The 25,134-nt window shown below is 71.8% G+C and carries 26 protein-coding genes; 11 read left to right on the top strand and 15 right to left on the bottom strand.

The features are described 5' to 3' along the window. Nucleotides 1-14: 14 nt before the first annotated feature. Complete coding sequence (gene soxR / locus ABZU52_RS04895) at nt 15-488, bottom strand: redox-sensitive transcriptional activator SoxR (protein ID WP_354969762.1); 474 nt, start codon at nt 486-488, stop codon at nt 15-17. A gap of 47 nt (nt 489-535) precedes the next feature. On the opposite strand from soxR, the gene ABZU52_RS04900 reads away from it, so the two are divergent. Together ABZU52_RS04900 and ABZU52_RS04905 are read left to right on the top strand one after the other, a co-directional pair. Further along, nucleotides 536-1,231, top strand: a complete 696-nt coding sequence (locus ABZU52_RS04900; protein ID WP_354969763.1) for a transketolase — start codon at nt 536-538, stop codon at nt 1,229-1,231. 5 nt (nt 1,232-1,236) lie between these two features. Beyond that, on the top strand, nt 1,237-2,130 hold the full coding sequence (locus ABZU52_RS04905; RefSeq protein WP_354969867.1) for a transketolase: 894 nt from the start codon (nt 1,237-1,239) through the stop codon (nt 2,128-2,130). On the opposite strand, the gene ABZU52_RS04910 is transcribed toward ABZU52_RS04905, so the two are convergent. After that, nucleotides 2,116-2,823 (bottom strand): glycosyltransferase family 2 protein, encoded by a 708-nt coding sequence (locus tag ABZU52_RS04910; RefSeq protein ID WP_354969764.1) that lies wholly within the window; start codon nt 2,821-2,823, stop codon nt 2,116-2,118. The two genes, ABZU52_RS04905 and ABZU52_RS04910, sit on opposite strands and share 15 nt — an antisense overlap. Nucleotides 2,824-2,946: 123 nt before the next feature. Between ABZU52_RS04910 and ABZU52_RS04915 the strand changes: the two genes are divergently transcribed. Continuing rightward, complete coding sequence (locus ABZU52_RS04915) at nt 2,947-5,190, top strand: hypothetical protein (protein ID WP_354969765.1); 2,244 nt, start codon at nt 2,947-2,949, stop codon at nt 5,188-5,190. Nucleotides 5,191-5,331: 141 nt separating this feature from the next. Further along, a complete protein-coding gene (locus ABZU52_RS04920; protein WP_354969766.1) occupies nt 5,332-6,933 on the top strand; it encodes a ricin-type beta-trefoil lectin domain protein in 1,602 nt (533 codons plus the stop codon). Between the two features lie 75 nt (nt 6,934-7,008). On the opposite strand, the gene ABZU52_RS04925 is transcribed toward ABZU52_RS04920, so the two are convergent. The 6 genes from ABZU52_RS04925 to ABZU52_RS04950 form a co-directional block, all read right to left on the bottom strand. Beyond that, nucleotides 7,009-7,620 carry a hypothetical protein gene (locus ABZU52_RS04925; RefSeq protein ID WP_354969767.1) on the bottom strand — a complete coding sequence of 204 codons (612 nt, stop codon included), beginning with the start codon at nt 7,618-7,620 and terminating at the stop codon, nt 7,009-7,011. 57 nt (nt 7,621-7,677) lie between these two features. Continuing rightward, nucleotides 7,678-9,144 carry a HAMP domain-containing sensor histidine kinase gene (locus tag ABZU52_RS04930; RefSeq protein ID WP_354969768.1) on the bottom strand — a complete coding sequence of 489 codons (1,467 nt, stop codon included), beginning with the start codon at nt 9,142-9,144 and terminating at the stop codon, nt 7,678-7,680. Next, nucleotides 9,137-9,829: a response regulator transcription factor gene (locus ABZU52_RS04935; protein WP_354969769.1), complete on the bottom strand. Its 693-nt coding sequence runs from the start codon at nt 9,827-9,829 to the stop codon at nt 9,137-9,139. Before ABZU52_RS04935 ends, ABZU52_RS04930 begins: the two co-directional genes overlap by 8 nt. Before the next feature lie 90 nt (nt 9,830-9,919). Continuing rightward, entirely contained in the window at nt 9,920-10,426 is a 507-nt protein-coding gene (locus ABZU52_RS04940) for a hypothetical protein (RefSeq protein WP_354969770.1), read from the bottom strand. A gap of 111 nt (nt 10,427-10,537) precedes the next feature. After that, nucleotides 10,538-11,551 carry a phosphotransferase gene (locus ABZU52_RS04945; RefSeq protein WP_354969771.1) on the bottom strand — a complete coding sequence of 338 codons (1,014 nt, stop codon included), beginning with the start codon at nt 11,549-11,551 and terminating at the stop codon, nt 10,538-10,540. Nucleotides 11,552-11,653: 102 nt separating this feature from the next. Next, the gene (locus ABZU52_RS04950; RefSeq protein ID WP_354969772.1) at nt 11,654-12,826 is read right to left on the bottom strand and encodes an acetyl-CoA C-acyltransferase; all 1,173 of its coding nucleotides are present in this window, start codon (nt 12,824-12,826) and stop codon (nt 11,654-11,656) included. 181 nt (nt 12,827-13,007) lie between these two features. On the opposite strand from ABZU52_RS04950, the gene ABZU52_RS04955 reads away from it, so the two are divergent. Beyond that, nucleotides 13,008-13,433: a PH domain-containing protein gene (locus tag ABZU52_RS04955; RefSeq protein ID WP_354969773.1), complete on the top strand. Its 426-nt coding sequence runs from the start codon at nt 13,008-13,010 to the stop codon at nt 13,431-13,433. Between the two features lie 67 nt (nt 13,434-13,500). Here ABZU52_RS04955 and ABZU52_RS04960 read toward each other — a convergent pair whose 3' ends face one another. Together ABZU52_RS04960 and ABZU52_RS04965 are read right to left on the bottom strand one after the other, a co-directional pair. Continuing rightward, a complete protein-coding gene (locus ABZU52_RS04960) occupies nt 13,501-14,412 on the bottom strand; it encodes a rhomboid family intramembrane serine protease (RefSeq protein WP_354969774.1) in 912 nt (303 codons plus the stop codon). Nucleotides 14,413-14,500: 88 nt separating this feature from the next. Next, nucleotides 14,501-15,031 (bottom strand): peptidylprolyl isomerase, encoded by a 531-nt coding sequence (locus ABZU52_RS04965; protein ID WP_354969775.1) that lies wholly within the window; start codon nt 15,029-15,031, stop codon nt 14,501-14,503. Nucleotides 15,032-15,115: 84 nt separating this feature from the next. Here ABZU52_RS04965 and ABZU52_RS04970 point away from each other — a divergent pair, with 84 nt between their 5' ends. Further along, nucleotides 15,116-15,895, top strand: coding sequence for a hypothetical protein (locus ABZU52_RS04970; RefSeq protein ID WP_354969776.1), 780 nt, complete (start codon nt 15,116-15,118; stop codon nt 15,893-15,895). A gap of 195 nt (nt 15,896-16,090) precedes the next feature. Here ABZU52_RS04970 and corA read toward each other — a convergent pair whose 3' ends face one another. The 4 genes from corA to ABZU52_RS04990 all read right to left on the bottom strand — a co-directional run bounded on the left by corA (nt 16,091) and on the right by ABZU52_RS04990 (nt 19,689). Beyond that, nucleotides 16,091-17,239: a magnesium/cobalt transporter CorA gene (gene corA, locus ABZU52_RS04975; RefSeq protein ID WP_354969777.1), complete on the bottom strand. Its 1,149-nt coding sequence runs from the start codon at nt 17,237-17,239 to the stop codon at nt 16,091-16,093. Nucleotides 17,240-17,551: 312 nt separating this feature from the next. Next, nucleotides 17,552-18,646 (bottom strand): PLP-dependent aminotransferase family protein, encoded by a 1,095-nt coding sequence (locus tag ABZU52_RS04980; protein WP_354969778.1) that lies wholly within the window; start codon nt 18,644-18,646, stop codon nt 17,552-17,554. Between the two features lie 107 nt (nt 18,647-18,753). Then, a complete protein-coding gene (locus ABZU52_RS04985) occupies nt 18,754-19,212 on the bottom strand; it encodes an ester cyclase (protein ID WP_354969779.1) in 459 nt (152 codons plus the stop codon). A gap of 84 nt (nt 19,213-19,296) precedes the next feature. Beyond that, complete coding sequence (locus tag ABZU52_RS04990; protein ID WP_354969780.1) at nt 19,297-19,689, bottom strand: CBS domain-containing protein; 393 nt, start codon at nt 19,687-19,689, stop codon at nt 19,297-19,299. 110 nt (nt 19,690-19,799) lie between these two features. Between ABZU52_RS04990 and ABZU52_RS04995 the strand changes: the two genes are divergently transcribed. The 5 genes from ABZU52_RS04995 to ABZU52_RS05015 all read left to right on the top strand — a co-directional run bounded on the left by ABZU52_RS04995 (nt 19,800) and on the right by ABZU52_RS05015 (nt 23,578). Further along, nucleotides 19,800-20,252: an NUDIX domain-containing protein gene (locus ABZU52_RS04995; protein ID WP_354969781.1), complete on the top strand. Its 453-nt coding sequence runs from the start codon at nt 19,800-19,802 to the stop codon at nt 20,250-20,252. After that, nucleotides 20,249-21,016, top strand: a complete 768-nt coding sequence (locus ABZU52_RS05000) for a hypothetical protein (protein WP_354969782.1) — start codon at nt 20,249-20,251, stop codon at nt 21,014-21,016. Before ABZU52_RS04995 ends, ABZU52_RS05000 begins: the two co-directional genes overlap by 4 nt. A 78-nt stretch (nt 21,017-21,094) precedes the next feature. Then, nucleotides 21,095-21,826 (top strand): phosphocholine cytidylyltransferase family protein, encoded by a 732-nt coding sequence (locus ABZU52_RS05005; protein ID WP_354969783.1) that lies wholly within the window; start codon nt 21,095-21,097, stop codon nt 21,824-21,826. Further along, complete coding sequence (locus tag ABZU52_RS05010; RefSeq protein WP_354969784.1) at nt 21,814-22,881, top strand: iron-containing alcohol dehydrogenase family protein; 1,068 nt, start codon at nt 21,814-21,816, stop codon at nt 22,879-22,881. The genes ABZU52_RS05005 and ABZU52_RS05010 overlap by 13 nt, the downstream gene beginning before the upstream one ends. Beyond that, a complete protein-coding gene (locus tag ABZU52_RS05015) occupies nt 22,856-23,578 on the top strand; it encodes a CDP-alcohol phosphatidyltransferase family protein (RefSeq protein WP_354969785.1) in 723 nt (240 codons plus the stop codon). Before ABZU52_RS05010 ends, ABZU52_RS05015 begins: the two co-directional genes overlap by 26 nt. A gap of 277 nt (nt 23,579-23,855) precedes the next feature. Here the strand turns inward: ABZU52_RS05015 and ABZU52_RS05020 are convergent, their stop codons facing one another. Then, nucleotides 23,856-25,124, bottom strand: a complete 1,269-nt coding sequence (locus ABZU52_RS05020) for a glycosyltransferase (protein WP_354969786.1) — start codon at nt 25,122-25,124, stop codon at nt 23,856-23,858. Nucleotides 25,125-25,134 lie beyond the last annotated feature (10 nt).

Consider the following 25,134-nt stretch of genomic DNA (forward strand, 5'->3'; position numbering starts at 1 on the left):
GGGCGGGTTCGCCGTCAGCTGAGCGAGCCTGCCGGGGTCGGGGCGTCCGTCGGTCGGGGCAGCACCAGCCGGGCCCCCGGGCCCTCGCCGGCCAGCGTGTCCTCCGGGTTGTTGAGCCTGCAGCGCTGTAGGGACAGGCAGCCGCAGCCGATGCAGCCGTCCAGGTCGTCGCGGAGTTTGGTGAGCAGCCGGATGCGCTCGTCCAGCCGGCTCCGCCAGCTCGCCGACAGCCGCGCCCAGTCCTGCGGGCTGGGGGTGCGGGCCTCGGGCAGCGAGTCGAGTGCCTCCCGGATCTCGTCGAGCGTGACACCGACCTGCTGGGAGATCCGGATGAAGGCGACCCGCCGCAGCTCGGCGCGGGCATAACGGCGCTGGTTGCCGCCGGTACGGTCGGCGCGGATCAGCCCGAGCCGCTCGTAGTAGCGCAGCGCCGACGGCGCCACACCGGAGCGGGCGGACAGCTCACCGATCGTCAACAAATCCGGCATCACCAGGTCCTTGAGTTGAAGTGCACTTCAACTCACACAGTAGTGGCATGACCGCCACACTGACCAACGACAGCAGCGCCCGACTGCCCGGGTTGCTCCGCCGACTGACCGGCGACGAGAAGCACGCACCCAGCGCGCACTCCACCATCGACGTGCTCCAGGTGCTCTACGACCGGGTGCTGCGGGTCACTCCGGACACCGTCGACGACCCGGAACGGGACCGGTTCCTGCTCTCCAAGGGCCACGGCCCGGCCGCCTACTACGCGGTGCTCGCCGCGCACGGCTTCATCCCGGACGGCTGGCTCGACGACCTGGCCGGGCCGGAGAGCCGGCTCGGCCACCACCCGGACCGGCTGCTGGTGCCCGGGGTCGAGATCGGCTCCGGCTCGCTCGGGCACGGGCTCGGGCTGGCCGTCGGCACCGCGCTCGGCCTGCGCGCCCAGGGGCTGCGCAAACCCCGGGTGTACGTGCTGCTCGGCGACGCCGAACTGGACGAGGGATCCAACCACGAAGCGATCGCGTACGCGGGTGCGACCGGCCTGGACAGCCTCACCGCGGTCGTGGTCGACAACTCGTCGGCCAGCCACGGGTGGGCCGGTGGCATCGCCAGCCGGTTCACCGTCAACGGCTGGACCGCCGACACCGTCGACGGTCGGAACCACGACGACCTGTACGCGGCGCTGACCGGGCACCGGCCACCACATCCGCACCTGGTGGTCGCCAGCATCAAGAGCAAGGGATGACCGACATGCGTACCGCCTTCATCGACACCACCACCGCGCTCCTCGACGAGGATCCGCGTACCGCACTGGTGCTGGCCGACATCTCGGTGAGCCAGTTCGCTGCCGCCGGGCACCGACACCCGGACCGGGTGCTCAACGTGGGGATCCGGGAGCAACTGATGATCGGGGTGGCCGGCGGGCTCGCCCTGACCGGGCTGCGTCCGATCGCGCACTCGTACGCGACGTTCCTGGTGGACCGGGCGTACGAGCAGATCAAGTTGGACCTGGACCACCAGGGCGTGGGCGCGGTCCTGGTCAGCATCGGCGCGTCGTACGACGGGTCGGCGGCAGGCCGTACCCACCAGTCGCCCGGGGACGTGGCGCTCTTCGACTCCCTCGGTGACGGCTGGACGGTCCGGGTGCCCGGCCACCCCGACGAGGTGACGCCGCTGCTCCGTACCGCCGTGACCACCGACGACCCGATCTACCTGCGGCTCAGCGAGCAGCGCAACGCCGAGGCGTACCCGGATGCCGCCCGGCTACGGGTGCTCCGGCGGGGCGGGGAGAACGCGCCGCTCGTGGTGGCGGTCGGACCGATGCTCGACCCCACCCTGGCGGCCACCGAGGGGATGGACGTGACGGTGGCGTACACCCACACGCCCCGGCCGTTCGACACCCGAGGGCTGCGGGCGCTCGTCCACACCGACGTGGTGCTGGTCGAGCCGTACCTGGCGGGAACGTCGAGCGCGGTCGTCAGCCGGGCGCTCGCCGACGTACCGCACCGGCTGCTCGCCCTCGGGGTGGGTCAGACCGACCTGCGACGGTACGGCGATCCGGCTGACCACGCCCGGTGGCATGGTCTGGACGCCGACGGTCTGCGGCGGTCGATCGGCGCGTTCCTGGGGTCAGTTGGCGGTTGAGGCGGCGGGGCGGCGGCGAGCGCGCTCGCGCCCGAGGATCCAGATCGCCTCGACGCCGTCCTTCCAGGTGATCTTCTTGCCCTCTTCCCGGCCGCGTGCCCGGTAGCTGATCGGCACCTCGTACGGCCGGATCCGGCGACGCAGCAGCTTGCCGGTCACCTCGGCCTCCATGCCGAAGCCGCGCGAGCGCACCTCAAGGGACCGGTAGAGCGCCACCGGCATCAGCTTGAAGCAGGTCTCCAGGTCACCGATGTACGAGTTGAACAGCACGTTGGCCGCCATGGTGACGCCCTTGTTGCCCATCACGTACCAGAAGCTGTAGGCGCTGTGGCTGCCGAAGGTGCGATTGCCGTAGACCACCGTGGCCCGCCCGTCGAGCACCGGGTCGAGCAGCTTGGGGATGTCCTGCGGGTCGTACTCCAGGTCGGCGTCGAGGATGACCATGTAGTCGCCCTCGGCGCTGTCGACCGCCGTCTTGATGGCGGCACCCTTGCCGGCGTTGCGCTGGTGGGTGATGACCCGCAGGCGCGCGTCGTCGGCGCGACCGAGGACCTCGCCGGTGCCGTCCCGGCTGCCGTCGTCGACGACGACCAGCTCGATCTCGCAGGGATAGTCCACCGCCAATGCCTGCTTGAGGGCATCCGCGATGCGTTCTTCCTCGTTGTAGACCGGCATGAGGATCGAGAGCTTCACGGGGATCTCCACGGTGGCGGCAACACGTCGGCCATAGCCTAGCCTGGTTGGTTTGTTAACCGCGTACCGCCACCGTGGGGCAGTCGTCGTGGCGGGTTCAGATCAATGGTGTTTACTTCCGCCATGTCGGCTGCCGGCTCCCTGCTCGCGGCGGTTCCTGCCGCGGCGATGCTCCTGCTCACCGTCGCGGCGAAGCCACGCGAGGCTGGCGCGGTGGCACCGCTGCGGCTCGCCGTGGTGCGCGCCGTCCTGCTCAGCGGGGCCTACGCGGTGCTCGTCGTCGAGGTGCTCGGCGCGTCGCACGCGCTGACCCGACAGGCGTTCGCCATCGCCTGGCTGCTCTTCCTGGTCGCTGCCGCGACGGCGGCCGGTCTGCCTTGGCGACGGGCCGCCCACCTCGGGCAGCCGTCCGCCGCCGCGCCGCAACCGGTCGGTGCTGCGCCGCGGCCGGTGCCGGTGGGTGCGGTGGTGTCCGGTGCCGGGCCCGACGTGACCGCCCCGGCCGCCGAGCGCGGCGAACCCGACCTCGCACCGACCCGGGCCGGTCGGTGGCCCGCCGGCCTGCTCGCCGCGGCGGTCGACACCTGGCGTACGGCCCGGCCGGGCGAGCGGCTGCTCGCCGGCACGGTAGGCGGACTGGTCCTGGTGGAGTTGCTGGTCGCGCTGCTGGCCGAGCCGAACAACTTCGATTCGCAGACGTACCACCTGCCGAAGGTGGAGCACTGGGTGGCCCAGGGCGACCTGGACTTCTGGCCCACCGCCATCCACCGGCAGGTGACCATCCCGCCCGGTGCCGAGTATCTGCTGCTGCACCTGCGCCTGCTCACCGGCGGGGACCACCTGTACAACCTGGTGCAGTGGGCCGCCGGAGTGGTCTGTCTGCTGGTGGCCGCACGGATCACCGCGCAGCTCGGCGGCGGCCGGCGCGCCCAGTTGCTCACCGCGTTCGTGCTGGCGACCACGCCGATGGCGGTACTCCAGGCCACCAGCACGCAGACCGACCTGATCTGCGCGGCGTGGGTGGCCTGCGCGGCGACGCTGGTGCTGGACGGGCTGCGTCGACAGACCGGCTGGGGCACGGTGCTCGGGCTCGGTGCGGCCACCGGGCTGACCGCGGTGACCAAGACCAGCGGCCTGATCGCGGTGGGCCCGCTGCTGGTGCTCTGGGGGTTGGCCCAGCTGAGGCTGGCCCGGACCGGGAACGCGGCACCGGTGGGAGCGCCGCTGGCGGGTCCGGCGGCGACGGGTCTGGCAGCGGCTGGTCCGGCGGCGGACGGAGGGCGGCGGTCCTGGCACATTGGCGGGCTGGCTCGTACGGTCGGCGGTTGGGTGCTGATCCTGCTGGTCGCGGCGGTGGTGGTCGGCCCGTTCCTGGCCCGGGTGACCGCCGAGTTCGGGCACCCGCTGGGGCCGCCCCGGCTGCGTGAGTCCATCCCGATGGAGCGGCACGACCCGGCGTCGATAGTGGTCAACGCGCTGCGGATCGGGCACACCGCGTTCGACACGCCGCTGGCGCCGCTGCGTCGGGCCGGGGCCGAAGTGATCATCAGCGGCGCCGAGGCGATCGGGGTCGACCCGCAGGACCGCGCGATCACCTTCGGTCGGGAACTCTTTCCAGAGCCGGCCTGGTATCCGGACGAGGACCGGGTGGCGTTTCCGCTGGCCGGCGCGTTGGCGGTGATCGGCGCGGTGATCGCGCTCGCGCGACCACGGCGGATCGCTCCCGAGCGGGCCGGGTCGCTGCGGGCGTACGCCGTGGTGGTGCTGACGGCGGTGCTACTGCACACCGCGATGATCAAGTGGCAGCCGTGGGGCAACCGTCTGCTGCTCTACGCCGTGGTGCTCGCCGTACCCCTCGCCGGCCTCTGGCTGGACGCGCTTCTCTGTAGCCGGGCGGGCGGGCGTCGCTCGGTGGCCACCCTGGCCGCCGTCACCGTGCTGGCCACCTCGGCGCTGGCCGGGGTGCTCGCGCTGTCGTACGGCTTCCCGCGTCGGCTGGTCGGGACCGGCTCGGTCTTCACCACCTCGGACTGGGACACCCGGTTCCTGCGCCGCCCGCAGTGGGCCGACGAGTTCCGCTGGGCGGCGACCGCGGTGCGGGACAGCGGTGCGCGGCGGATCGGGCTGGTGCAGCAGAACGACAACTGGGAGTACCCGTGGTGGCTGCTGCTGCGGCAGCCCGACGGCGACTCCCCGGACCTGGTCGCGTTGCAGTCGGTACTGCCGGAGCGACCGCCGGCCGATCCCTCCTCGGTCGACGCGATCGTCTGCACCGGCAACCAGGCGGCCTGCGCCAAGCTCGTCCCGGCCGGCTGGCGGCTGGAGTTCCGCGGCTACGTCGGTTACGCCCTGCCGCCCGGCCGCTGAGCCAGCGGCCCGGATAGTCCGATCCGGGCGGTTCTGCATTCCCCGCGCAAGGATCTGAGGCGCATTCACATCTATTGATCCGCACGTTACCGTCTGGTAACTCAATCGACATCCCGCGATTGAGCTGAAAGGAGTGCGTCGATGCCTGCTGTCTCCGCCAGGCCCGAACGCGCGACCCGACGACGGGCCATCACCGTCGCCGTCGCCGTCGCCGCTCTCGTGCTACCGATGCTCGCCGGACCGGCCACCCCCGCCACCGCCGCCGACCGCCCGACCGTCCAACCACTCCCCGCCAACCTCGAAGCCATCCGGGCCGCCGAGGCGACCGCCCTCTACGGCAGCCCGGCGATCCGCCCGATCGACCAACGGCGCACCGCGTTGATCACCATGGGTGACAGCGAGATCTCCGGTGAGGGCGTCGGCAACTACGTCCCCGGCACCCACCAGGACGGCAACTGGTGCGACCGCTCGTACGACCAGGCGGTGTTCCGCACCGGCATCACCTCCGACGCGCAGTACAACATCGCCTGCTCGGGTGCCACCCCCTGGAACCTGATCGCCGGCGGCCCGACCCAGCACAACGAGCTGAACCAGGGCGACTACCTGGGCATCAAGGCGCGCAACACCCATGTGAAGCTGATCTGGGTGGTGGTCGGCGCAAACGGTGACGGCACCATCCAGTTCGGCCCGGTCGCCACCGACTGCGCCATCCGGCGGGTCTTCTTCCAGGGCGCCTGCTACCCCACCTACACCGACCAGTGGACGATCCGCACCGACGGCAGTCGGCGGGCCGTCGAGTCGGCGCTCACCGACATCCGGCAGACCATGACCAACGCCGGCTACCTGCGGTCGGACTACGAGCTGGTGCTCATGTCGTACCCGAGCCCCGGCAGCCCCGACGTGGAGGACAACCCGAACTTCCCCGGCTGGTACTCCGGTGGGTGTCTGCTCTACCTGGCCGACGCGGCGTTCGCCCGGAACAAGGCGGTGCCGATGTTCGAGTCGGCGCTGCGTGCCGCCGCAGCCAACACCGGCACCCGCTACCTGGATGCCAGCCGACTCTTCCACGGGCACGAGGTGTGCACCGACAACACCTCGGCGCGCGGCCTCTACATCGAGGTCGGCATCTGGAACGAGAACGCCGCCCGGCAGTCGTTCCACCCCAACGTCCGGGGGCACGGCATGTTCGCCCAGTGCATCACCCAGTTCTGGAACTCCGGTCAGCAGCGGGCCAGCTGCGTCGACCCGGCCAGCACCGGCAGCGGTGTGCTCTACCCGGGGCTGCTGGAGTTCAAGCAACTGCGCAACCTCGCCACCGGCACCTGTGTCGACGGCAAGGGGTACGACTCCCGCAACGGCACCGTGCAGCAGCCGTACTCCTGCCACGGTGGGCGCAACCAGGGCTTCTGGTACGACTCGGCCCGACGGTCGCTGCACTCAGAGCTGTCCCACGACCGTTGCCTGGACGTCACCAACAGCTCGATGACCGCCGGCACCGCTGTCAACATCTACGACTGCAACGGCACCGGTGCGCAGCAGTTCGTCTTCGTGGGTAACCAGATCAGGCCGGCGAGCGCCAACAACCTCTGCGTGGCGTTCGACAACCCGCTGCTGGGCAGCTCTCGCCTGCGGTTGGCGAGCTGCTCCAGCAGCACCCGGCAGCAGTGGTCGTTCGAGGCCCGTACCGCTGCCAACCCGGTCGGCTACGGTCACGACGACTTCATCGGCTCCCGCGTCTACTGACGAGAACGCGTCCGCTGACGAGAACGCGTTTGCTGACGAGCGAAGGGGCCCTGGCGTCGACCAGGGCCCCTTCGCTCACTTGGCGCGAGGGATGAGGATGAGCCGGGCCACGCCCTTGTCGCCGTCCTTCGCGCCGGCGACGCCGAGCGTCGCGCCGACCTTTACCTCGCTCGGCTGCACTGTGGCACGCCGCTCCACCACCCGCAGGTCGTCGCCGAAGGTCCAGGTCATGGTGAAGCCGTCGGTGGACTTGACGGTCATCGAGTCGCCGTCGATCGCGGTCACCTCGCCGCGCTGGACGGCGACGGTCTGCGTACCGCCGTCCTTCGTCTTCACCACCGCCTCACCGTGCAGGGTGTTCCTGCGCAGCAGCACGCGGGCCTGGCGGCGCTTGCGCCACTCCTCGCCGCGCTTCTCCCGGGCCTTCTCCCGGACCTTCTCCTGCGCGCTGGGAGACGCGCCCGGCGTCGGGGTGGCCGGTGCGGCGACGGTCAGTACGTCCAGGTCGTCGGCGTCGAAGCCCATCGCGGTCAGCGCCTGACCCTCGACCCCCATGGCGGCGGCGACCTCGACGGCGACATCCCGGGCGGGCTGGCTGGCCACCTCGGCCGCGCCGCAGCCGCTGACGCCGAGCGCGACCGCCGCGAACAGTGCCGTGGTGCCGGTGGCGATACCCCAACGTGGCATGACTCTCCCTCTCTGTCAGTGGAGCCCTCAGCCTTCCCCGGAACGACGAGCGGAGCGTCAGGCCGACGTTCGAGTCAGGTAAGGATCACCGGGCAGCCGGACGGTGAAGGCGGCACCGCCCTCCGGCGCGTGCCCCGCGACGATCTCCCCACCCAACCGGCGGACCAACCCGGCGGCCAGCGCCAACCCCAGCCCGCTGCCCACCTTGCGCACCCCCCGGTACCGCTCGTGCAGCGCACCGCGTTCGAAGGCCACCGCCAGGTCGTCGTCGGTGAAGCCGGGCCCGCCGTCGCGAACCTCGAACACGCCGCCGTGCGTCGGGTCCGCGCCGGCTGGCCGGACCGCGAGCACCACCGGCGACCCCGGGGGTACGACCCGCAGCGCGTTCTCCAGCAGCCCGTCCAGCACCTGCCGGATCCGTCCCGGATCGGTGTACGCCGGCACCGGCCGACCGGGCGTCTCCACCCGGAATGGCACGCCCACCGCCGCGCACCGACCGGACCAGGTCGGCTCCGCGTCGACAGCCAGTTGGGTCAGGTCCACCGGCACCGGTTCGAGGGGGAAGTCGGCGGCCTCCAGCCGGGCCAGTGCCAACAGGTCACCGATCAGCCGGTCCAGGTGTTGGGCCTCGGCCAGCATCGTCCGACCGGTGTCCACCGTGTCGTCGGCACCGAGCACCCCGTCGGCGAGCGCCTCGGCGTACCCCCGGATCGCGGTCAGCGGGGTGCGCAGCTCGTGCGAGACGGAGAGCAGGAACTCCCGCTGCCGGCCCTCGCTGGTGGCCAGTGCGGCAGCCAGCCCGTTCAACGCCTCGGCCAGGTCGGCGACCTCGTCCGGCGGCTCGACCGGCACCCGCACGTCGCGGTCACCCGCGCGCAGCCGGGCGGCGGCGGTGGCCGCGACGCGGATCGGCCGGGCCAGCCGGCGGGCCAGCAGCAGTCCGGCCACCACACCGGCGGTCAACCCGGCCAGCAGCGGCAACCAGAGACTGAGCAACACCCGGGCCCACAGCCCGTTGGCCAGCGGACGGGAGAGCACCACCCCGTTGCCGCCGGGCAGGGCCCGCCCCTCGACCAGGGCGCGCTCACCGTTGACCGAGCGGCGGGCCGACACGTTGCGGCCCTGCCCGATCCGCTGCACCACCCGCTGTGGCAGACCCGACCGGTCGACCGCCCCGCGCCGGATCAGGTACGCGTCGATGCCCTGGTCACGCAGTTGTTGGATGAGCCGCTCCTCGTCGGCGCTGCGACCCCGGTCGAGGCGGGTCCGCAGCACCTCGGCCGCGAGTCGGGCCTGGGCGGCGAGCGCCTGCTGCTCGCTCCGCTCCGCGCCCCGGATCGCCAACGGCACCGCGACGATGGCGGTGACGAGCACCGACACCAGCGCCACCGCGCAGGTGACCAGCACCGCGCGGGCGGTCAGCGTACGGCCGAGTCGGCCTCGTCGAGGTGCGGCGGGTGGGCCGGCGCCGACCACCGGCAGGGCCATGGTCGGCGACTCGACGTGCCCGGGGTGGTCAGGCATCGACCGCGTACCCCACGCCGCGATGGGTCCGGATCACGCTCGCCGGGCCGAGCTTCGCCCGCACCTGGGCGACGTGCACGTCCACCGTCCGGGTGCCGGCGTGCGCGGCGTAACCCCAGACCCCGGCCAGCAGTTCCTCCCGGCTGAACACCCGGCCCGGCCGGGCCATCAGGTGGGCCAGCAGGTCGAACTCGGTGGAGGTGAGCTGCACCGGGGTACCGGCGGCGGTGACCGTGCGGCGCGCCGGGTCGAGCGTCACCGGGCCCACCACGCGTGGCCGGTCCGCGCCCTCCGGGCCACCGGCGGAACGGCGCAGCACCGCGCGCACCCGGGCGACCAACTCCCGGGGGCTGAACGGCTTGGTGACGTAGTCGTCGGCGCCCAACTCCAGGCCGACGACCCGGTCCACCTCGTCGTCGCGGGCGGTGAGGAAGATGACCGGGGTCCAGTCGCCGGCCTCGCGCAGCCGGCGGCAGATCTCGGTGCCGGGCAGGCCCGGCAGGGCGATGTCCAGGACGCAGGCCACCGGGCGCAACCGGCGGGCCGCGCTCAGACCGGCCTCGCCGTCACGTTCCAGGTGGACGCCGAACCCGTCCCGGGTGAGGTAGAGCCGGACCAGGTCGGCGATGGCCGGCTCGTCCTCCACGACGAGGACGAGCCCGCGATGCGGTGGTTCGACGGTCACCGGCCCATGATTGCCGACCGCGAAGGTTCGGCGCGATCGGTGTGTGTTCGGGTTCGGTAAAGACGGTGCGACGCCCGATGCGGGGTCAGCTCACCAGGACGGAGCGAACATGCCGGGCCGCGTGACGGCCGACGCGTCACCGATGCTGGCGACGACCCGCGCGCCGGACGGCCGCAGGCGGGTCCGGAACGCCTGGTTGAGCAGCGCGTCGAGCTGCCACACCTGCTTCGGGTGACTGGTCCGGATCAGGAACCGCTCACGGATCCCGTCGATCGCGGTGGCCGCCATCTCCACCGACTGGAGCCGCGGGTCCGGGCTCCAGGTGACGTTGCTCAGCTCGCGCAACTCGGTGTTGAGGTGCAGCCGCAGTCGGTGCAGCAGGCGGGTCTGCTGGGTCACCACCAGCCGACGGTGGGTGAGCAACAACAGGTAGTCGCCGGTGACCGGGCGGTCGGGGCGGCTGCAACGGGTGACCAGGATGGTGGCGTCACCGGAGCCGACGCAGCGCCGGAAGACCGGCATGTGCCGGCTCACCGTCTGCACGGCCAGGCCAGCCTCAGCGGCGGCCGGAAGGAACGTTCGGGAGAAGACGTCCATGACCTGCCCAACGACCTCCCCAGCGGGGTGACGTGGGTCACCGGGCTTTTTTGGAAGTTCCACGCCGCCTGTCGCACTGCCTGTCCGACTTCCGACTCTGACGGATCATGGTCAGGAGTTGGATTGAAGGGGACTGGCGGCGAACAGCTCCTCCAGCCAGCCCGGGACCGCGTCGGCGTACTCGGCGCGGGACTCCTCGGCGGTGTCCAGTGCCCGACGCCAGGACAGCGACCGGCTCACCGGCCCCAGGCCGATCGCTAGGTCAGCGGCCTCGACCAGGGTCCGCCGGTCGTACCGGTCGGTCCACGCCTCCAGGTAGGCGTCGCGCAGCCGAACCAGTTGGCCGTCGTCGGCGGCGAGCTTTCTGGCGTGCCCGATGGAGCGCAGGGTCACCAGCAGCGTGCCGAACGGGTGCCCCACCGAGGCGTCGCCCCAGTCGAAGTAGCGGTACCCGGAGTCGCCGGCGAAGACGTTGCCGTCGTGCAGGTCGTCGTGTTGCACGGCGGCCGGAATGCCGATCTCGGCGAGCCGGCCGCACCGCTGGGCGTACGACGGCAGCTCGGCCCGCAGCCGCTCGTGCAGCTCCGGACCGAGCCCGCCCTCGGCACCGATCAGCAGCGCATCATGATCGTCCAGGAGCTCGGCGAAGAGGCCGGCCAGCACCTCCGGACGCTGGTCCGGCACACCCAGGGTGACCAGCTCCTCGGCGCGCGACGCGCTGGCCAGTTGCAGCGCCGCGTACCCGGGCAGCGCCCGTTCCCAGTGCGCCAGGTCGGGGTCGCGCGCCAGCACGTCCCGCAACGACTCGCCGCCGTCGGGCAGCAGCGACCAGCCCTGCGCCTGGTCCACCGCGATCGGGGTCAGCACCCGGTCGGGCGTCAACTCGGCGAGCGCCGCGATCAGGACCGCCTCGTGCACAGTGCCCGGGTTGTTGGCCTTGAACCAGACCGGGCCGTCGTCAGTGGGCACCCGCCACACCAGCGACCAGGGACGCACCCTCGGCTCCACCAGCCCGGTCACCCGTCGGCCGGTCCGACTCAGCTGCACGTCGACCCAGGACCGGGCCCGCAGCTGCCACTGCTCGCTGGACCAGTCGGGGACACGCTCACCGGCGATCGTCGTCACGCTGGGCACCCTAGGCGGCCCTTCCGCGTCGAGGCGAGCGTTTTCCCGCTCCGGCGGCTTGGGCCACGCCCTGCGAGTGGCTGCCCGCGGTCGCCGCCAGCGTCAGACCAGCTCGACGATTGTGGCGTTGGCCATGCCGCCGCCCTCGCACATGGTCTGCAGGCCGTAGCGGATCCCGTTGTCCCGCATGTGCTGGAGCATGGTGGTCATGATCCGGGCACCGGAACCGCCGAGCGGGTGACCGAGGGCGATCGCCCCGCCGCGCGGGTTGAGTCGCTCCGGGTCCGCCTCGGTCTCCGCCAGCCAGGCCAAGGGCACCGGGGCGAACGCCTCGTTCACCTCGTACACCCCGATCTCCTCGATGCCCAGCCCCGCGCGGCGCAGCGCCTTCGCGGTGGCCGGGATGGGTGCGGTGAGCATGGTGACCGGGTCGTCGGCGGCGACCACCGCGGTGTGGATCCGGGCCAGCGGGCGCAGGCCGTGCCGGCTGGCCCAGTCGGAGGTTGTCACCGCGAGGGCGGCGGCACCGTCGGAGATCTGGGACGCGGACCCGGCGGTCACCACGCCGTCGGCGCGGAACGGGGTGGCCAGCTCGCCGAGCTTCTCCAACGACGTCTCCCGGCGGATGCCCTCGTCGGCGGCGAACTTGCCGCCGTCGGCGAGCGGCACCGGGGTCAGCTCCGGGTCGAACGCGCCGGCGTCCTGCGCGGCGGCCGCCTTCTCGTGGCTGGCCAGCGCGAACTCGTCGAGCTGGGTACGCGAGAGGCGCCACCGCTGGGCGATCAGCTCGGCCCCGACCCCCTGGTTGAACGGCAGCGGCGCGTCGTCGGCGAAGCCCTCGACGCCCCGGTAGCGGGCGCGCAGCTGGTCACTGAACGGCATGCCGTCGGCCACGCTGGAGCCCATCGGCACCCGGGTCATCGACTCGACCCCGCCGGCCACCACCAGGTCGGCCTGGCCGGAGAGCACCGTCGCGGCGGCGAAGTGCAGGGCCTGCTGGCTGGAGCCGCACTGCCGGTCCAGTGTGGTGCCGGGCACCGACTCGGGCCAACCGGCGGCGAGCACGCTGTTGCGGGCGATGTTCCAGGACTGCTCGCCGACCTGGGAAACGCAGCCCCAGAAGACGTCGTCGACCTGGGCCGGGTCGAGCCCGGTGCGCTCGGCGAGGGCGCGCAGCACGTGCGCCGAGAGATCGACCGGGTGGATGCTGGCGAGGCTGCCCTTGCGCCGGCCGACCGGGGTACGTACCGCGCCGACGATGACCGCGTCACTCATGTTTACTCCCCGGTAACTTGGGCTGCCCCGATCCTACGCCACTGCCCCCAGACCCCTTTGGCGTCGATCATGGAGTTGTGGTGGGCAGAAGTTACCGCTTCGCACCATATGCGGGGCAGCACAACTCCATGATCGACTTGCACGGGGCTACGATCCGGCGGACCGCTGGCATGCTGGGCGGGTGGATGAGATCTCCCTGGTCCGACAGTGGCGAGTGCCGTCGAGCCTGCCGGCGGCGAAGCTGGCCGGGGCCGTCCTGCTCGTCGCGCTCGGGCTGCTCTTCGCCGACGGCGACCCGGTGCGCCTGGCGGTAGCCGCCCTGGCCGCCGCCGCGCTGGCCGGTTGGGCGGTACGCGACCTGATCGCACCGGTCCGGCTGGCGGTAAATTCGGCAGGACTCACCGTCATCCGCGGGTTCGCTGGTCGCCGGCTGCTGCCCTGGTCGGCGATCGAGGCGATCAACGTGGACCGGCGACCACGACTGGGGCTGACATCCGAGGTCCTGGAGATCGACGCGGGCGAGTCACTGCACCTCTTCAGCCGGTACGACCTGGGCACCACCCCGGAAGAGGTCGCCGCCACGCTACGCGCCGCCCGCCGCGCCTGACACCCGAGATCTTGGAAGGAAACCGCCCCTCTGGCGGCACCTTCCTTCCAAGATCTCGACCGAGAGGTCAGCCGAGTAGCTGTGCCGTGCGGAAGAGCACCAGCGCGAGCAGCACCGCCAGGATGATCGCCCCACCGGCGACCTGCACCAACGTCCGCCGATCACGCGGCGCGTACGCGAGCACCAACGCCATCAGCGCGCCGACCACCAGCCCGCCCAGGTGCCCGGGGATGGAGATGCCCGGCACGGCCAGCGTGAACACCAGGTTGATCACCAGGATCGGGATGATCCGGGAGATGTCCCGGCCCAACCGGCGCTCGATGATGATCAGCGCGGCGAAGAGACCGAACACGGCGGTCGACGCGCCGACGGTGGCCGCCCTCGGGCTGCTGAACAGGTAGGCGGCCACGTTGCCGCCGAGGCCCGCGATCAGGTAGAGCGCGGCGAACCGCACCCGCCCGAGGTTGGCCTCCAGCGACCGGCCGAGCACCCACAGCGCCCACATGTTGAGCAGCAGGTGCAGCACGCCGTAGTGCAGGAACATCGCCGTGACCAGTCGGTACCACTGCCCCTCGGCGATCCCGCCGAGGGTGTAGTCGGAGAGGTAGGCCCGGCCGAGCACCGCACCCCACTCGGTCAGCGGCGTGCTGCCACCCATCAGGCCGCCGAAGCCGGAGCCGCCCACCGCTGCGTCCCCGCCCCGGGCGGAGGCGATGGAAAGCAGCAGGAACAGCACGTTCACGGCGATCAGCGCCTTGGTGACATAGCCGTGCCGGCCGGCCGTACCGCCGCCGAAGGCGGTACGCGCCGGCCGGACACTGCGACGTCCCTCGTTGACGCACTCCGGGCACTGGTGCCCGACCGAGGCGTCCCGCATGCAGTCCGGGCAGATCGGCCGGTCGCAGCGGGTGCACCGCACGTAGGTCTCCCGACCGGGGTGCCGGTAGCAGACCGGGGTGGTCGGCGGAGACTCGCTCACCGGGCCGACCCTCCGTCCACCACCGCGCGGTCCACCGGCCGTGCTCCGGAGCGCTCAATCATGCGAGCAAAGGTACCTCGCCGGTCGTTCAGGAACCGGACCGCTCGATCTCGACCCGCTCGATGACGACGTCCTGGAGCGGACGGTCGCTCGGACCGGTCGGGGTGCTCGCGATCGAATCCACGACCTTTACCGACTCCTCGTCGGCGACCTGGCCGAAGATGGTGTGCCGGTTGTTGAGGTGCGGCGTCGGGGACACGGTGATGAAGAACTGCGAACCGTTGGTGCCCGGTCCGGCATTCGCCATCGCCAGCAGGTAGGGACGGTCGAACCGCAGCTCCGGGTGGAACTCGTCGGCGAACTTGTAGCCCGGTCCGCCCCGACCGGTGCCGGTCGGGTCGCCCATCTGGACCATGAAACCGCTGATCACCCGGTGCGAGATGGTGCCGTCGTAGTACGGACCGTTGCCCGGCTGACCGGTGCGCGGGTCGGTGTACTCACGGTTGCCCTCGGCCAGGTCGACGAAGTTGCGGACGGTCTTCGGCGCGTGGTTGGGGAAGAGCTCCAGCCGGATCGGGCCAGCGTTGGTGTGCAGGGTGGCGTAGACAGCCTCGGCCACGGGTACTCCTCACTTGTTGGTCAGTTCCATGCGGATCCTCCCATGTGCCCGATCTGGCAGTGCGGAGGCATCCGAAGGTGGAGGATGACGAAGGAACAACTCCCAGGAGGTAGGACCGTGTTTGGATTCGGGCGGCGTAAGTCCCAGGGGCAGTTGGCGAAGGCCGAGCTGAACCAGAGCATCAGCCACCTGATGCTGGCAGCCAACCACGCCGCGAAGGGCGCTGGCGCGACCGTCGGCCCGCGGGTCCAGGTGGCCCGGGGTTACGTCGGGCCGACCGCGGCGAAGGTACGCGACCGCGCGTCGACCGGCTGGGGGACGACTCTCACCACGCTGGCACCGCTGGCGACGGCCGCTCGTGACGGCGCCGCGCAGGCAGGGCCGATGACCAGGAAGGCCAAGTCGAAGACCATGCGGATCACCGGTAAGAAGAAGCAGCCGCGTCGCCGCGGCTCGATGATGACCGGCCTGTTGGCGGCGGGTGCCATCGCCGGTCTGGCCGGCGCGGTCGCGCTGCGTCGCCGCCGGGAGCAGCAGGAGTGGGCCGAGTACGACCCGACCCGCAGCACCCTGGAGCCGATGCGCGACGAGGTCGACTCCATCGAGGTGCGTACGCCGTCCGCCACCAAGGGTTCCGACGGGTCGGCCATGTCCGGCGCGACGGGGATGGCCGGCGCGGGCAGCTCGGCGGTGGCCGGCGGCTCCAGCGCCAGCACCACCGCCCCGGCCAAGCAGACCGGTGTCCGCCCGACCGACAAGGTCCCGTCGGTGGCCGAGGGCGCCACTGACGTCTCCGGTCGGCCGACCGACGACCTCACCAAGGCGCTGGGCAAGGACACGGCCCGCACCAACGGTCGCCGCTGACGTCAGCGGCAGTGCGTCAGGCGCCGACGAGCGGGTTGCCCCCGCTCGTCGGCGCTTCCGCGTGAGCGGCGCTTGCCGCGTGAGCGGCGCTTGCCGCGTGAGCGGCGCTTGCCGCGTGAGCGGCGCTTGCCGCGTGAGCGGCGCCTTCCCGGGCGAGCCGCGCTTACCGCGTGAGCGGCGCTTCCGCGTCGCGCGTCAGAGCCAGCCGTTGCGGCGGAACCAGCGGTAGAGGGCCAGCGAGACGCCGAGCATGAGGGCCAGCGCCACCGGATAGCCGTACGTCATCTTCAGCTCGGGCATGTTGTCGAAGTTCATGCCCTCGACGCCGGCGATGGAGGTCCAGACCGCGGCGATGGCCGCCCAAGCGGCGATCTTGCGCATGTCGTTGTTCTGGTCGACGGTGACCTGGGCCAGCCGCGCCTGGAGGATCGAGTTCAGCAGGTCGTCGTAGGAGTTCACCTGCTCCACGGTGCGGCTCAGGTGGTCCTGCACGTCCCGGAAGTACTTGCGGATCTCCTTGGGCACGTCCCGGTTGACCTGAGAGGTGAGCGTCATCAGCGGCCGTTGCAGCGGCACCACCGCCCGCTTGAACTCCACCAGCTCCCGCTTCATCTGGTAGATCCGCTGGATCCGCCCGTGGCCGTGCCGGTCGAAGACCTCCGCCTCCAGCACGTCCAGGTCGTCCTCGATCTGCTCGGCCACCTCCAGATAGAGGTCGACCACCCGGTCGGTCACCCCGTACGCCACCGCCCACGGGCCGTGCAGCAGCAACTCCTGCTTGGTCTCCAGGTCGGCCCGGATCGGGGCGAGCCGGCAGGCGTCCCCGTGCCGGACGCTGATCACGAAGTTCGGGCCGATGAAGAGCATCACCTGCCCGGTCTCCACCACCTCGGAGTTCTCGGTCAGCTCGGTGTGCTCGCAGTACCGGGCGGTGCGCAGCACCAGGAAGACGACGTCGCCGAACCGCTCCAGCTTGGGGCGCTGTTCGGCCTTGACCGCGTCCTCGACGGCCAGCTCGTGCAGGCCGTAGGTCTCCGCGATGGCGGTCATCTCGGCCAGCTCCGGCTGGTGCAGGCCGATCCAGACGAAGCCGTGCTCCTCGCGGCGGGCCGCGGCCAGCGCCTCCGCGTACGTCCAGTCGCCGGGCTGCCGCTTGCCGTCGACGTAGAGCGCGCAGTCGACCACCGCGCTGCGGTCGGTGCCGGTCGGGGCCGGGACGGGTGGCGAGCCGTCGGCGTTGAGGATCCGGGTCATCGCCCGGACCGGGGAGGGCCACGCCCGAGGTCGCAGTACCCGACCGGTGGTCGACGGTGTCGTCCGGTCCCGCTCTGTCCGATCCGTCATCGCGTCACCTCCCGCGTTCAGCTGCGGCTTGCAGGCTACGCCGACTGCGGTCGAGGACCGGTGTGACGGCGGTCGCGTGGGGGCGGCGCCGGGCGGGCCGGGCCGCATCGGGGGGTGTGCGGGGACGACACGGCCCACCCGGCACCTGTGGGGGCGGGAGGTTGTGCTGCCGCGTCAACCCGGCCCGGAGGCCGGGCGGTGATCTTCACAGCTGACCGGGTGACGCTCGCAGCATTGTGGGCCAGCCGGCCGCCCGGAGGGGAGCCCCGGGACGGCCGGCATCGTCTTTCTGTCGGGAACCCGACAGATATCTCAGCTCCGGACCGCCTCGACGGCCTCCGCGAGCCGGCGGACACCCTCGTCGATCCGGTCGGCGGTCACCGCCGAGAAGGCCAGTCGGAGAGCGTGCTGCCCACCGTCCAGCACGAAGTCGCTGCCCTTGACCACGGCGACCCCGCGCTCGGCCGCCGCCGGGGCGAGCCGGTCGACGAGCACGTCCTCCGGGAACTCCACCCAGAGGAAGTAGCCGCCGTCGGGCTCCACGAACCGCGCCTGCGGCAGGTGCCGGCGCAACGACTCGGCGAGCACCCGAGCCCGCTCTCCCAGCGCCGCCCGGACCGTCTCGATCGAGCGGTCGATGTCACCGGAGACGCAGAACTGGTGCACGATCGCCTGAGCCACCATGCCGGGGGAGATGTAGAGGCTCGTCGCGTTCTTCGCGATGTCGGCGATCAGGTCGGCCGGGCCGATCAGGTAACCCACCCGCACCCCCGGGCAGACCGTCTTGGTGAAGCTCGACGCGTGCACCACCACGTTGCGGGTGTCCAGCGAGAGCATCGACGGCAGCGCCTCACCACGGAAGCGGATGTCCGCGTACGGGTCGTCCTCGAAGATCGTGAACTCGTACTCGGCGGCCAGGTCGAGCAGCTCCCGGCGCTTCTCCAGGGAGAGCGTCATGCCGGCCGGGTTCTGGTAGTTCGGGATGACGTGCGCGAGCCGGGGTCGCACCCCGGACTCCAGCAGCTTGCGCAGCTCGGCAGTGTCCAGGCCATCCGGCTGGACGGTGATGCTGTGCAGCTCACTGCCCATCCGCTGGAGGTTGAGCAGCGTCCGGTCGTACGTCGGGCGCTCCACCACCACCGCGTCGCCGGGGCGGACCAGGTGGTCGAAGAGGAACGCGTCGGCCTGGAGCGACCCGTTGGTGACCAGCACCTGGTCGGCCTCGACCCCGTGCTTCTCGGCGATCCACTTTCGCAGCGGAAGGTACCCGACGGAGGTGCCGTACGCCGTCACCCCCGCGGGGTCGGCGTCGAAGGCGCGGACGGCGGCGGCCTTGAGGCCCTCGACATCGACGATGTCCAGCGAGGGAGCCCCACGGGCAAAGGAGATCAACTGCTCGGCGGTCATGGATGTTGAGCGTACGGGCGGCGGCGGGGAACGCGCGGTCGGCACGGCGATGTCCGCATCCTGAGCCACCGGGTCGGGTGACAGCACTCCTCCGGGTCGGCGGCAGATCAGACCGGAAGGGCGAGCGCGTCGTGCTGCGCGGCCCGGGAAAGTCCCTCCAGCTGCACGCCGAGCGCGTCGAGGAGCTGACTCCAGTCGAAGTAGGAACGCCAGGCGGTGATCCGACCCTTGCGGGCCCGGACCACGTCGGCCACCTCCCAGCTCACCAGGCGGCCGGTCGGCGCGACGGTGCCGTACGGCGAATGCAGGGTGCCGGTGTGGGTGCCGGTCAGCCGCACCTCGATGGCGGCGCCACCGCCGGTGCGGACCGCGCCCATCGGGTCGATCCGCAGGTCCGGGAAGGCGCCGGTCCAGGTGCGCAGGAGCGCGGGCAGCTCGATCGGACGGACCGTCACACCCGGCATGGCGTAGAACGCCTCCGGGGCGTAGAGATCCGGCAGACGGGCCACGTCCCGACGCAGGAGCATGGCGTACTGCTGCTCGACCAGCCGCTCCGCGTCGCGCATCGGGACCTCCCCCACGGGCCACGGCACCTCCGCGCCCGCAAGGGATGTCTACCCATCGATCAGGCCCGGCACACCACCCCCCGGTCAGGTCGTGGCGACCGCCTGGCTCTCCGCCCAGACCCGCATGATGTCCCGCACGGAGATCACGCCGGCCACCTCCCGGCCGTCCAGCACCACCAGGTGCCGGAACCCGCCCCGGGCCATCGCGGCGGCGGCCTCGGCCACCGTCCACTCCGGGCCCGCGTAGACCACGTCCCAGGTCAGGTGGGCGCCGGTGCGTTCCACGTCGCAGTCCAGGCCGGCGCCGATGGCCTTCAACACGTCGCGTTCGGTCATGATCCCCACGCCCTCGGAATCCGGGTCGATCACGACCGCCGACCCGACACCGCGGGCCGACATCATCCGGGCCGCCTGGCGGAGCGTGTGCTCCGGACCGACGACGAGGACCTGGCTGGACATCGCATCCCGTACCTGCATCACGCATCACCCCTTTGGGACGGTGGGCATTCGGTACGGACATGGTGGTGGGTGGATGTTTCCGGGACAAGAGCGGCATCGCACAAGCTGCGGGCGCTGGCTACTGTCGGATGGTGTCCACCGAGCCCCTGCGCTGCGCCGGCGCGCTGATCGTCGACCATGACGGCCGCATCTTCTTCCAGCGCCGCTCACCACACCGACGCCTCTTTCCCAACTGTTGGGACATCGTCGGCGGTCACCTGGAGCCGGGCGAGGACATCGACGAGGCGCTGCGCCGGGAGGTCACCGAGGAGACCGGCTGGGTCCTCTCGCACGTCCTCGGCCAGGTGGGCGAGTACAGCTACGTCGGCGACGACGGCCTGACCCGGATCGAGTACGACTTCCTGGTCCGCGTCGACGGTGACCTCGACCGCCCGACGCTGGAGGCCGGCAAGCACACCGAGTACCGCTGGCTGGCCGAACACGAGGTGGCAGTGCTCGACGAGCACCGCGACGTCAACGACGGGCTGATCCGACGGATCGCGGAGGAGGGCTTCGCCGTCCTGCGGTCGATCGGTCTGTGAACACCGTCGCGCTGGCGCCCCACCGGATCGCCGGGCTGCTCGCACCGGCCGTGGACCGGACCTTCCGCGCCGGCATCCTCGCCGGCCGGGACGGTGGTGGCGCCGAACTGTCCCAGCGCTACGGCGGAGTCACCGCGACCGGCTTCCTGGTCGACCTGCGCACCCGGCTGGCCGCGCCCGGTGGCACCGTCGACGGGCAGGGGTTCGCGGCGATCACCCGCTACCAGGACCCGGTCGTCTGCCGGCGGACCGTGGACAAGCAGGTGGCACACGGGATGATCTACCGAGGCCCGGACGGCGCCCTCTCCGCCACCGAGCGCGGCGCCGCCTTCCTCGCCGAGCTGTACCAGGTGCACGCCGAGGTCACCGAGGAACTGTGGGCCGGGCACGACGACCGGGTGGCCCGGCTGGTGGCCATGCTCGGCCGACTGCTGTCGTACGCCCTGGTGCTGGCCGACGAGGAGGGGGACCCGGGCGGCTCGGCCTTCGCCGCGCTGGCGCCCCCGTACGAGCCGGACGGCACCCCGTCGGGCGTGCTGCTGCTCAACCGGCTCGGCACGCTGCGCCACCACCGGGCCGACGCGCACGCCGCCGCCTGGACCGCCGCCGGGCACACCGCGTCGAGCATTACCGCCCTGCCGGCCGGTCCCGAGCGGCTCGCTATCGAACTGGAGACCGACCGGCGGGCCGCCGGCCCGTACGCCGTGCTCAGCCCGGAGGAGCGCCTGACGATGCTCGCCGACCTGGCGGCGTTGCCCGGCTGACCCGGTTGGCCGGAGCGGCCCACCCGGCCGGGGCTATCCTCCAGCGGTGACGGGAGCAGGACGAGGGAGGATGTCGCGATGATCGGAATGGTGCTCGCGGCCGGAGCGGGACGACGGCTGCGCCCGTACACCGACACCCTGCCCAAGGCGTTGGTGCCGGTGGACGGCGAGACGACGATCCTGGACATCGCGCTGGGCAACCTCGCCGAGGTCGGGCTCACCGACATCGTGATCGTCGTCGGCTACGCGGCGGACGCGGTCGTCTCCCGCCAGGCGGACCTGGAGAAGAAGTACGGCGTCACGCTCACCCTGGTGCACAACGACAAGGCCGAGGAGTGGAACAACGCCTACTCGCTCTGGCTGGCCCGGGAGTACTTCGCGCGCGGGGTGCTGCTGGTCAACGGCGACACCGTGCACCCGGTGAGCATCGAGAAGACCCTGCTCGCCGAGCGTGGGCCGGGCATCCTGCTCGCCGTGGACACCCTCAAGCCGCTGGCCGAAGAGGAGATGAAGACCACCTTCGACGCCGCCGGCCAGCTCACCCGGATCACCAAGATCATGGACCCGGGCGAGGCGTACGGGGAGTACATCGGCGCGACGCTGATCGAGCCGCAGGTCGCCGACGCCCTCGCCGACGCGCTGGAGGCGACCTGGCGACGCGACCCGAACCTCTACTACGAGGACGGCTACCAGGAGTTCGCCGACCGGGGCGGGGAGGTGCGGGCGGCTCCGATCGGTGACGTCCCATGGGTCGAGGTCGACAACCACGCCGACCTGGCCCGCGCGCGGGAGATCGCGTGCCGCTACTAGCTCGGAGCGTCCTCACCCCGCTGCACATCGACGTGCGACGCGGGGCGGTCGCCGACCTGGGCGCGATCCTGGCCGACGGGCGGATCTCCTCCGGGGGCGACGTCGCGGTGGTGGTCGGCCCGGGTCAGGGCGCGCAGATCGCGGAGCTGATCCGACCGTCGCTGCGCTCGGCGGACGTGTTCACCGTCTCCGGCGGGACGCTTGACGCCGCCGACGACCTGGGCGGCAAACTGCGCTCCCGGTCGTACGACGCGGTCGTCGGCATCGGCGGCGGCAAGACCATCGACGTGGCGAAGTACGCCGCCACCCGCCGAGGGCTGCCGATGGTGTCGGTGGCGACCAGCCTCGCCAACGACGGGATCGCCTCCCCGGTGGCCAGCCTGATCACCGACGGGATCAAGGGCTCCTACGGCGTGCACATCCCGATCGGCGTGATCGTCGACCTGGACTTCGTGGAGAGCGGCCCGGACCGGCACAACCGGGCCGGCATCGGCGACGTGGTCAGCAACATCAGCGCGCTGGCCGACTGGGAGCTGTCCCGACAGGTACGCGGTGAGCCGGTCGACGGGCTGGCCGCCTCGCTCTCCCGGGCGGGCGCCGAAGCGGTGCTCAACCACCCGGGTGACATGAGCGACGACGCCTTCGTGATCGTCCTCGCCGAAGCGTTGATCTCCAGCGGCCTGGCGATGGCTGTCGACGGCACCAGCCGTCCGTGCAGCGGCGGCTGCCACGAGATCATGCACGCGGTCGACGCGCTCTTTCCGGGGACCGCCTCGCACGGTGAGCTGGCCGGGCTGGGTGCGCTGTTCTGCACCTGGCTGCGCGGAGACCTCCGCCGCTTCGGTGAGATGTCGGCCTGCCTCGCCCGGCACGGTCTGCCCCGGCTCCCCGCCGAGGTGACGCTCACCGACGACCAGTTCGTCGAGGCGGTGCAGTTCGCGCCGCGTACCCGGCCGGACCGGTACACCATCCTCGAACACCTGGCACTGTCGCCTACCGAGACCCGGGAACGGCTGGCAGACTACGCCGGTGCAATCCGCGACCAGCTTGGCTGACCCCCGTCCCACCGTCGCCGACTTCCACCGGGTGAACCGGGGCGGCGGCCTGTTCAGCGAGTCGATCAGCCAGTGGCTGGGGGCCGTCTTCGCGCTCGTCGCCCAGCGGCTCGGGCTGCGACCGACCGCGTTGACCATCACCAACCTGGTGCTCGGGCTGGCCACCTCGGTCACAGTGGTGGCGCTCGCCGGCCCGGTCGCCGACGGGGACGTACCGGCCTGGGTGGTCGGCCTGCTCGCGCTGATCGGCTGGCAGGTGGCGTACTCGCTGGACTGCGCGGACGGGCAGCTGGCCCGGGTGACCGGCCAGGGCAGCGCGGCCGGCGCGCGGGTCGACGTGCTCTGCGACGTGGCCGCGCAGATCGCCCTGGTAGCGGCCCTGGCCGCCACCGCCGTGGCGCAGGAGCCGTCCACGCCGACCTGGCTCGTTGCGACCTTCGCGGGCACCTGGATGGTCAACCTGGTCACGTCGGTGATGCAGGCCGGCCCGAACGCGGCCAGCATGGTCACCTCGACCTCGCTGCCGGTACGCCTGGTGAAGCTGGTCCGCGACTACGGCGCGGTGGTCTTCGTGGCCGCAGTGGTGCTCGCCGTGGCCCCCGCGCTGGTCCTCTGGGTGATGGTCGCCTTCACCATCGTCAACGGCGGCTTCCTGCTCGCGAGCATCGCCTTCTCGGCCCGCGCCTCCCTACGCTGACCTCCTCGCCCACCCAGACCCGTCCCCCCGCGCCCGCTTGCTCGTCCGCCCGGCGGCCCGCCCGCAAAATCCGCTCAACTTCCCTGAAGTTGCTGCCTCCGGCCCGTGGGAGACCCCAACATCCCTGATGTTGCGCGGATCTTGCGCGCAGATCCCCGGCCGGCCAGGACCCACGGCACGGCACCCGCTCAAGGTCGGCCCCGAAGGAGGGGCACGGAGCGACGGCGGGTGCTGACGCGTGGGGACGCGGGCGCGGGGCGCGTCGGCGATCGCGCGGTCAGACGTGGTTGGGGGTGCGGGCCAGGCCCGCGTACACCTCGATGAGCTTTTTGGTGACGACGTCGGGGTGGAAGATGCGCTCGTAGCGGGCGCGGGCGGCCACTGTCAGCCCGGGCGCGCCGGCGCGGGCGACCGGCAGGGCGGCCGCGAGCGCGGCCGGTTCCGGGGCGACCACCCAACCGGCCTCGCCCAGACCGATCCCCGCCGGCATGGCTGAGCCGCCGCCCCCGGCGACCGCGGAGGCGATCTCGGCGGGCCCGGTGCCGGCGGGCTCGTGCGGGGCGTCGGCCCCGACCAGGTATGGAATGCCGCCCAACGCCGTACCGAGCACCGGCCGGCCGCTCGCCAACGCCTCGATGATCACGGTGGGCAGTACGTCATGCCACATGGCGGCGGCGATCACCACCGCGCTCGCCTCGACCGCGGCCTGCACGCCGGCCCGGTCGAGCTGACCGAGGTAGACCACGTCGGGTCGTTCGGCGGCGGCTGCCTCGACGAGGGGGCGCAGCTCACCGTCGCCGGCCACCCGCAGCGTCCCCAGCGAGCCCGCCGGGTGCCGACGCCAGGCGTCCAGCAGCAGGTCGACGCCCTTCTCCGGGGAGAGCCGGGCCATGTAGAGGAACCCGTCACCGAGCGGCGCCGGCCGACCCGGGTCGGGTACCGAGTTCGGCTTCACCACGATGCGTTCGTCCGGAATGCCGTAGTCGCGGAGGTGGTCGGCGATGGCCGAGGTGAGCGCGACGTACCGATCCACCGAGCGCCAGGTGCCCCGGTGCACGGCCAGGGTGGTCGCCATCAGCGCGCTCTGCGCCGCCGAGTCGCGGTAGCAGCGGTGCTTGATCGCCGGCACACCCAGCGCCCGACCCTTGCAGTCCTGACAGATCACGCCGTCGCGGAAGTAGATCCCCGACGAGCAGACCTGCCGGTAGTTGTGCACCGTCTGCACCACCGGCACGCCGTGCCGGTGCGCGGTCCGCACCACCCAGGGCGAGAGCAGGGGGTACGGGTTGTGCAGGTGCAGAACGTCCGGTCGGTGCTCGGTGAGCAGCCGGCTCAGGTCGTGCTGGGCGCGCGGCGCCCAGATCGGCGAGATCGGCAGCAGCGCCTTCGCCGCCTTCGACATCGACGGGATCTCGTCCGAACTGCGGATGAAGGGCAGCACCTCGACGCCAGCGGCGGTGAGCTGAGCGATCTCCGAGTCGACGATCGTGTTCTCACCGGACGGCTGGGCTTCCCGGTACCGGTTGTGCGCCACCACGATTCTCACGGGAAAGAAG

Source organism: Micromonospora sp. NPDC005220 (assembly GCF_040607895.1).
GTDB lineage: Bacteria > Actinomycetota > Actinomycetes > Mycobacteriales > Micromonosporaceae > Micromonospora.

Excerpts from the sequence above, each read along its gene's own strand:
- ABZU52_RS04920 (WP_354969766.1), top strand. The coding sequence starts at position 5,332 with ATGCCTGCTGTCTCCGCCAGGCCCGAACGCGCGACCCGACGACGGGCC.
- ABZU52_RS04905 (WP_354969867.1), top strand. The coding sequence starts at position 1,237 with ATGCGTACCGCCTTCATCGACACCACCACCGCGCTCCTCGACGAGGAT.
- ABZU52_RS04940 (WP_354969770.1), bottom strand. The coding sequence starts at position 10,426 with ATGGACGTCTTCTCCCGAACGTTCCTTCCGGCCGCCGCTGAGGCTGGC.
- ABZU52_RS04980 (WP_354969778.1), bottom strand. The coding sequence starts at position 18,646 with ATGACCGCCGAGCAGTTGATCTCCTTTGCCCGTGGGGCTCCCTCGCTG.
- ABZU52_RS04930 (WP_354969768.1), bottom strand. The coding sequence starts at position 9,144 with ATGCCTGACCACCCCGGGCACGTCGAGTCGCCGACCATGGCCCTGCCG.
- ABZU52_RS04985 (WP_354969779.1), bottom strand. The coding sequence starts at position 19,212 with ATGCGCGACGCGGAGCGGCTGGTCGAGCAGCAGTACGCCATGCTCCTG.
- ABZU52_RS04990 (WP_354969780.1), bottom strand. The coding sequence starts at position 19,689 with ATGCAGGTACGGGATGCGATGTCCAGCCAGGTCCTCGTCGTCGGTCCG.
- soxR (WP_354969762.1), bottom strand. The coding sequence starts at position 488 with ATGCCGGATTTGTTGACGATCGGTGAGCTGTCCGCCCGCTCCGGTGTG.
- ABZU52_RS04970 (WP_354969776.1), top strand. The coding sequence starts at position 15,116 with ATGACGAAGGAACAACTCCCAGGAGGTAGGACCGTGTTTGGATTCGGG.
- ABZU52_RS05005 (WP_354969783.1), top strand. The coding sequence starts at position 21,095 with ATGATCGGAATGGTGCTCGCGGCCGGAGCGGGACGACGGCTGCGCCCG.
- ABZU52_RS04950 (WP_354969772.1), bottom strand. The coding sequence starts at position 12,826 with ATGAGTGACGCGGTCATCGTCGGCGCGGTACGTACCCCGGTCGGCCGG.
- ABZU52_RS04925 (WP_354969767.1), bottom strand. The coding sequence starts at position 7,620 with ATGCCACGTTGGGGTATCGCCACCGGCACCACGGCACTGTTCGCGGCG.
- ABZU52_RS04915 (WP_354969765.1), top strand. The coding sequence starts at position 2,947 with ATGTCGGCTGCCGGCTCCCTGCTCGCGGCGGTTCCTGCCGCGGCGATG.
- ABZU52_RS04900 (WP_354969763.1), top strand. The coding sequence starts at position 536 with ATGACCGCCACACTGACCAACGACAGCAGCGCCCGACTGCCCGGGTTG.
- corA (WP_354969777.1), bottom strand. The coding sequence starts at position 17,239 with ATGACGGATCGGACAGAGCGGGACCGGACGACACCGTCGACCACCGGT.
- ABZU52_RS04995 (WP_354969781.1), top strand. The coding sequence starts at position 19,800 with ATGGTGTCCACCGAGCCCCTGCGCTGCGCCGGCGCGCTGATCGTCGAC.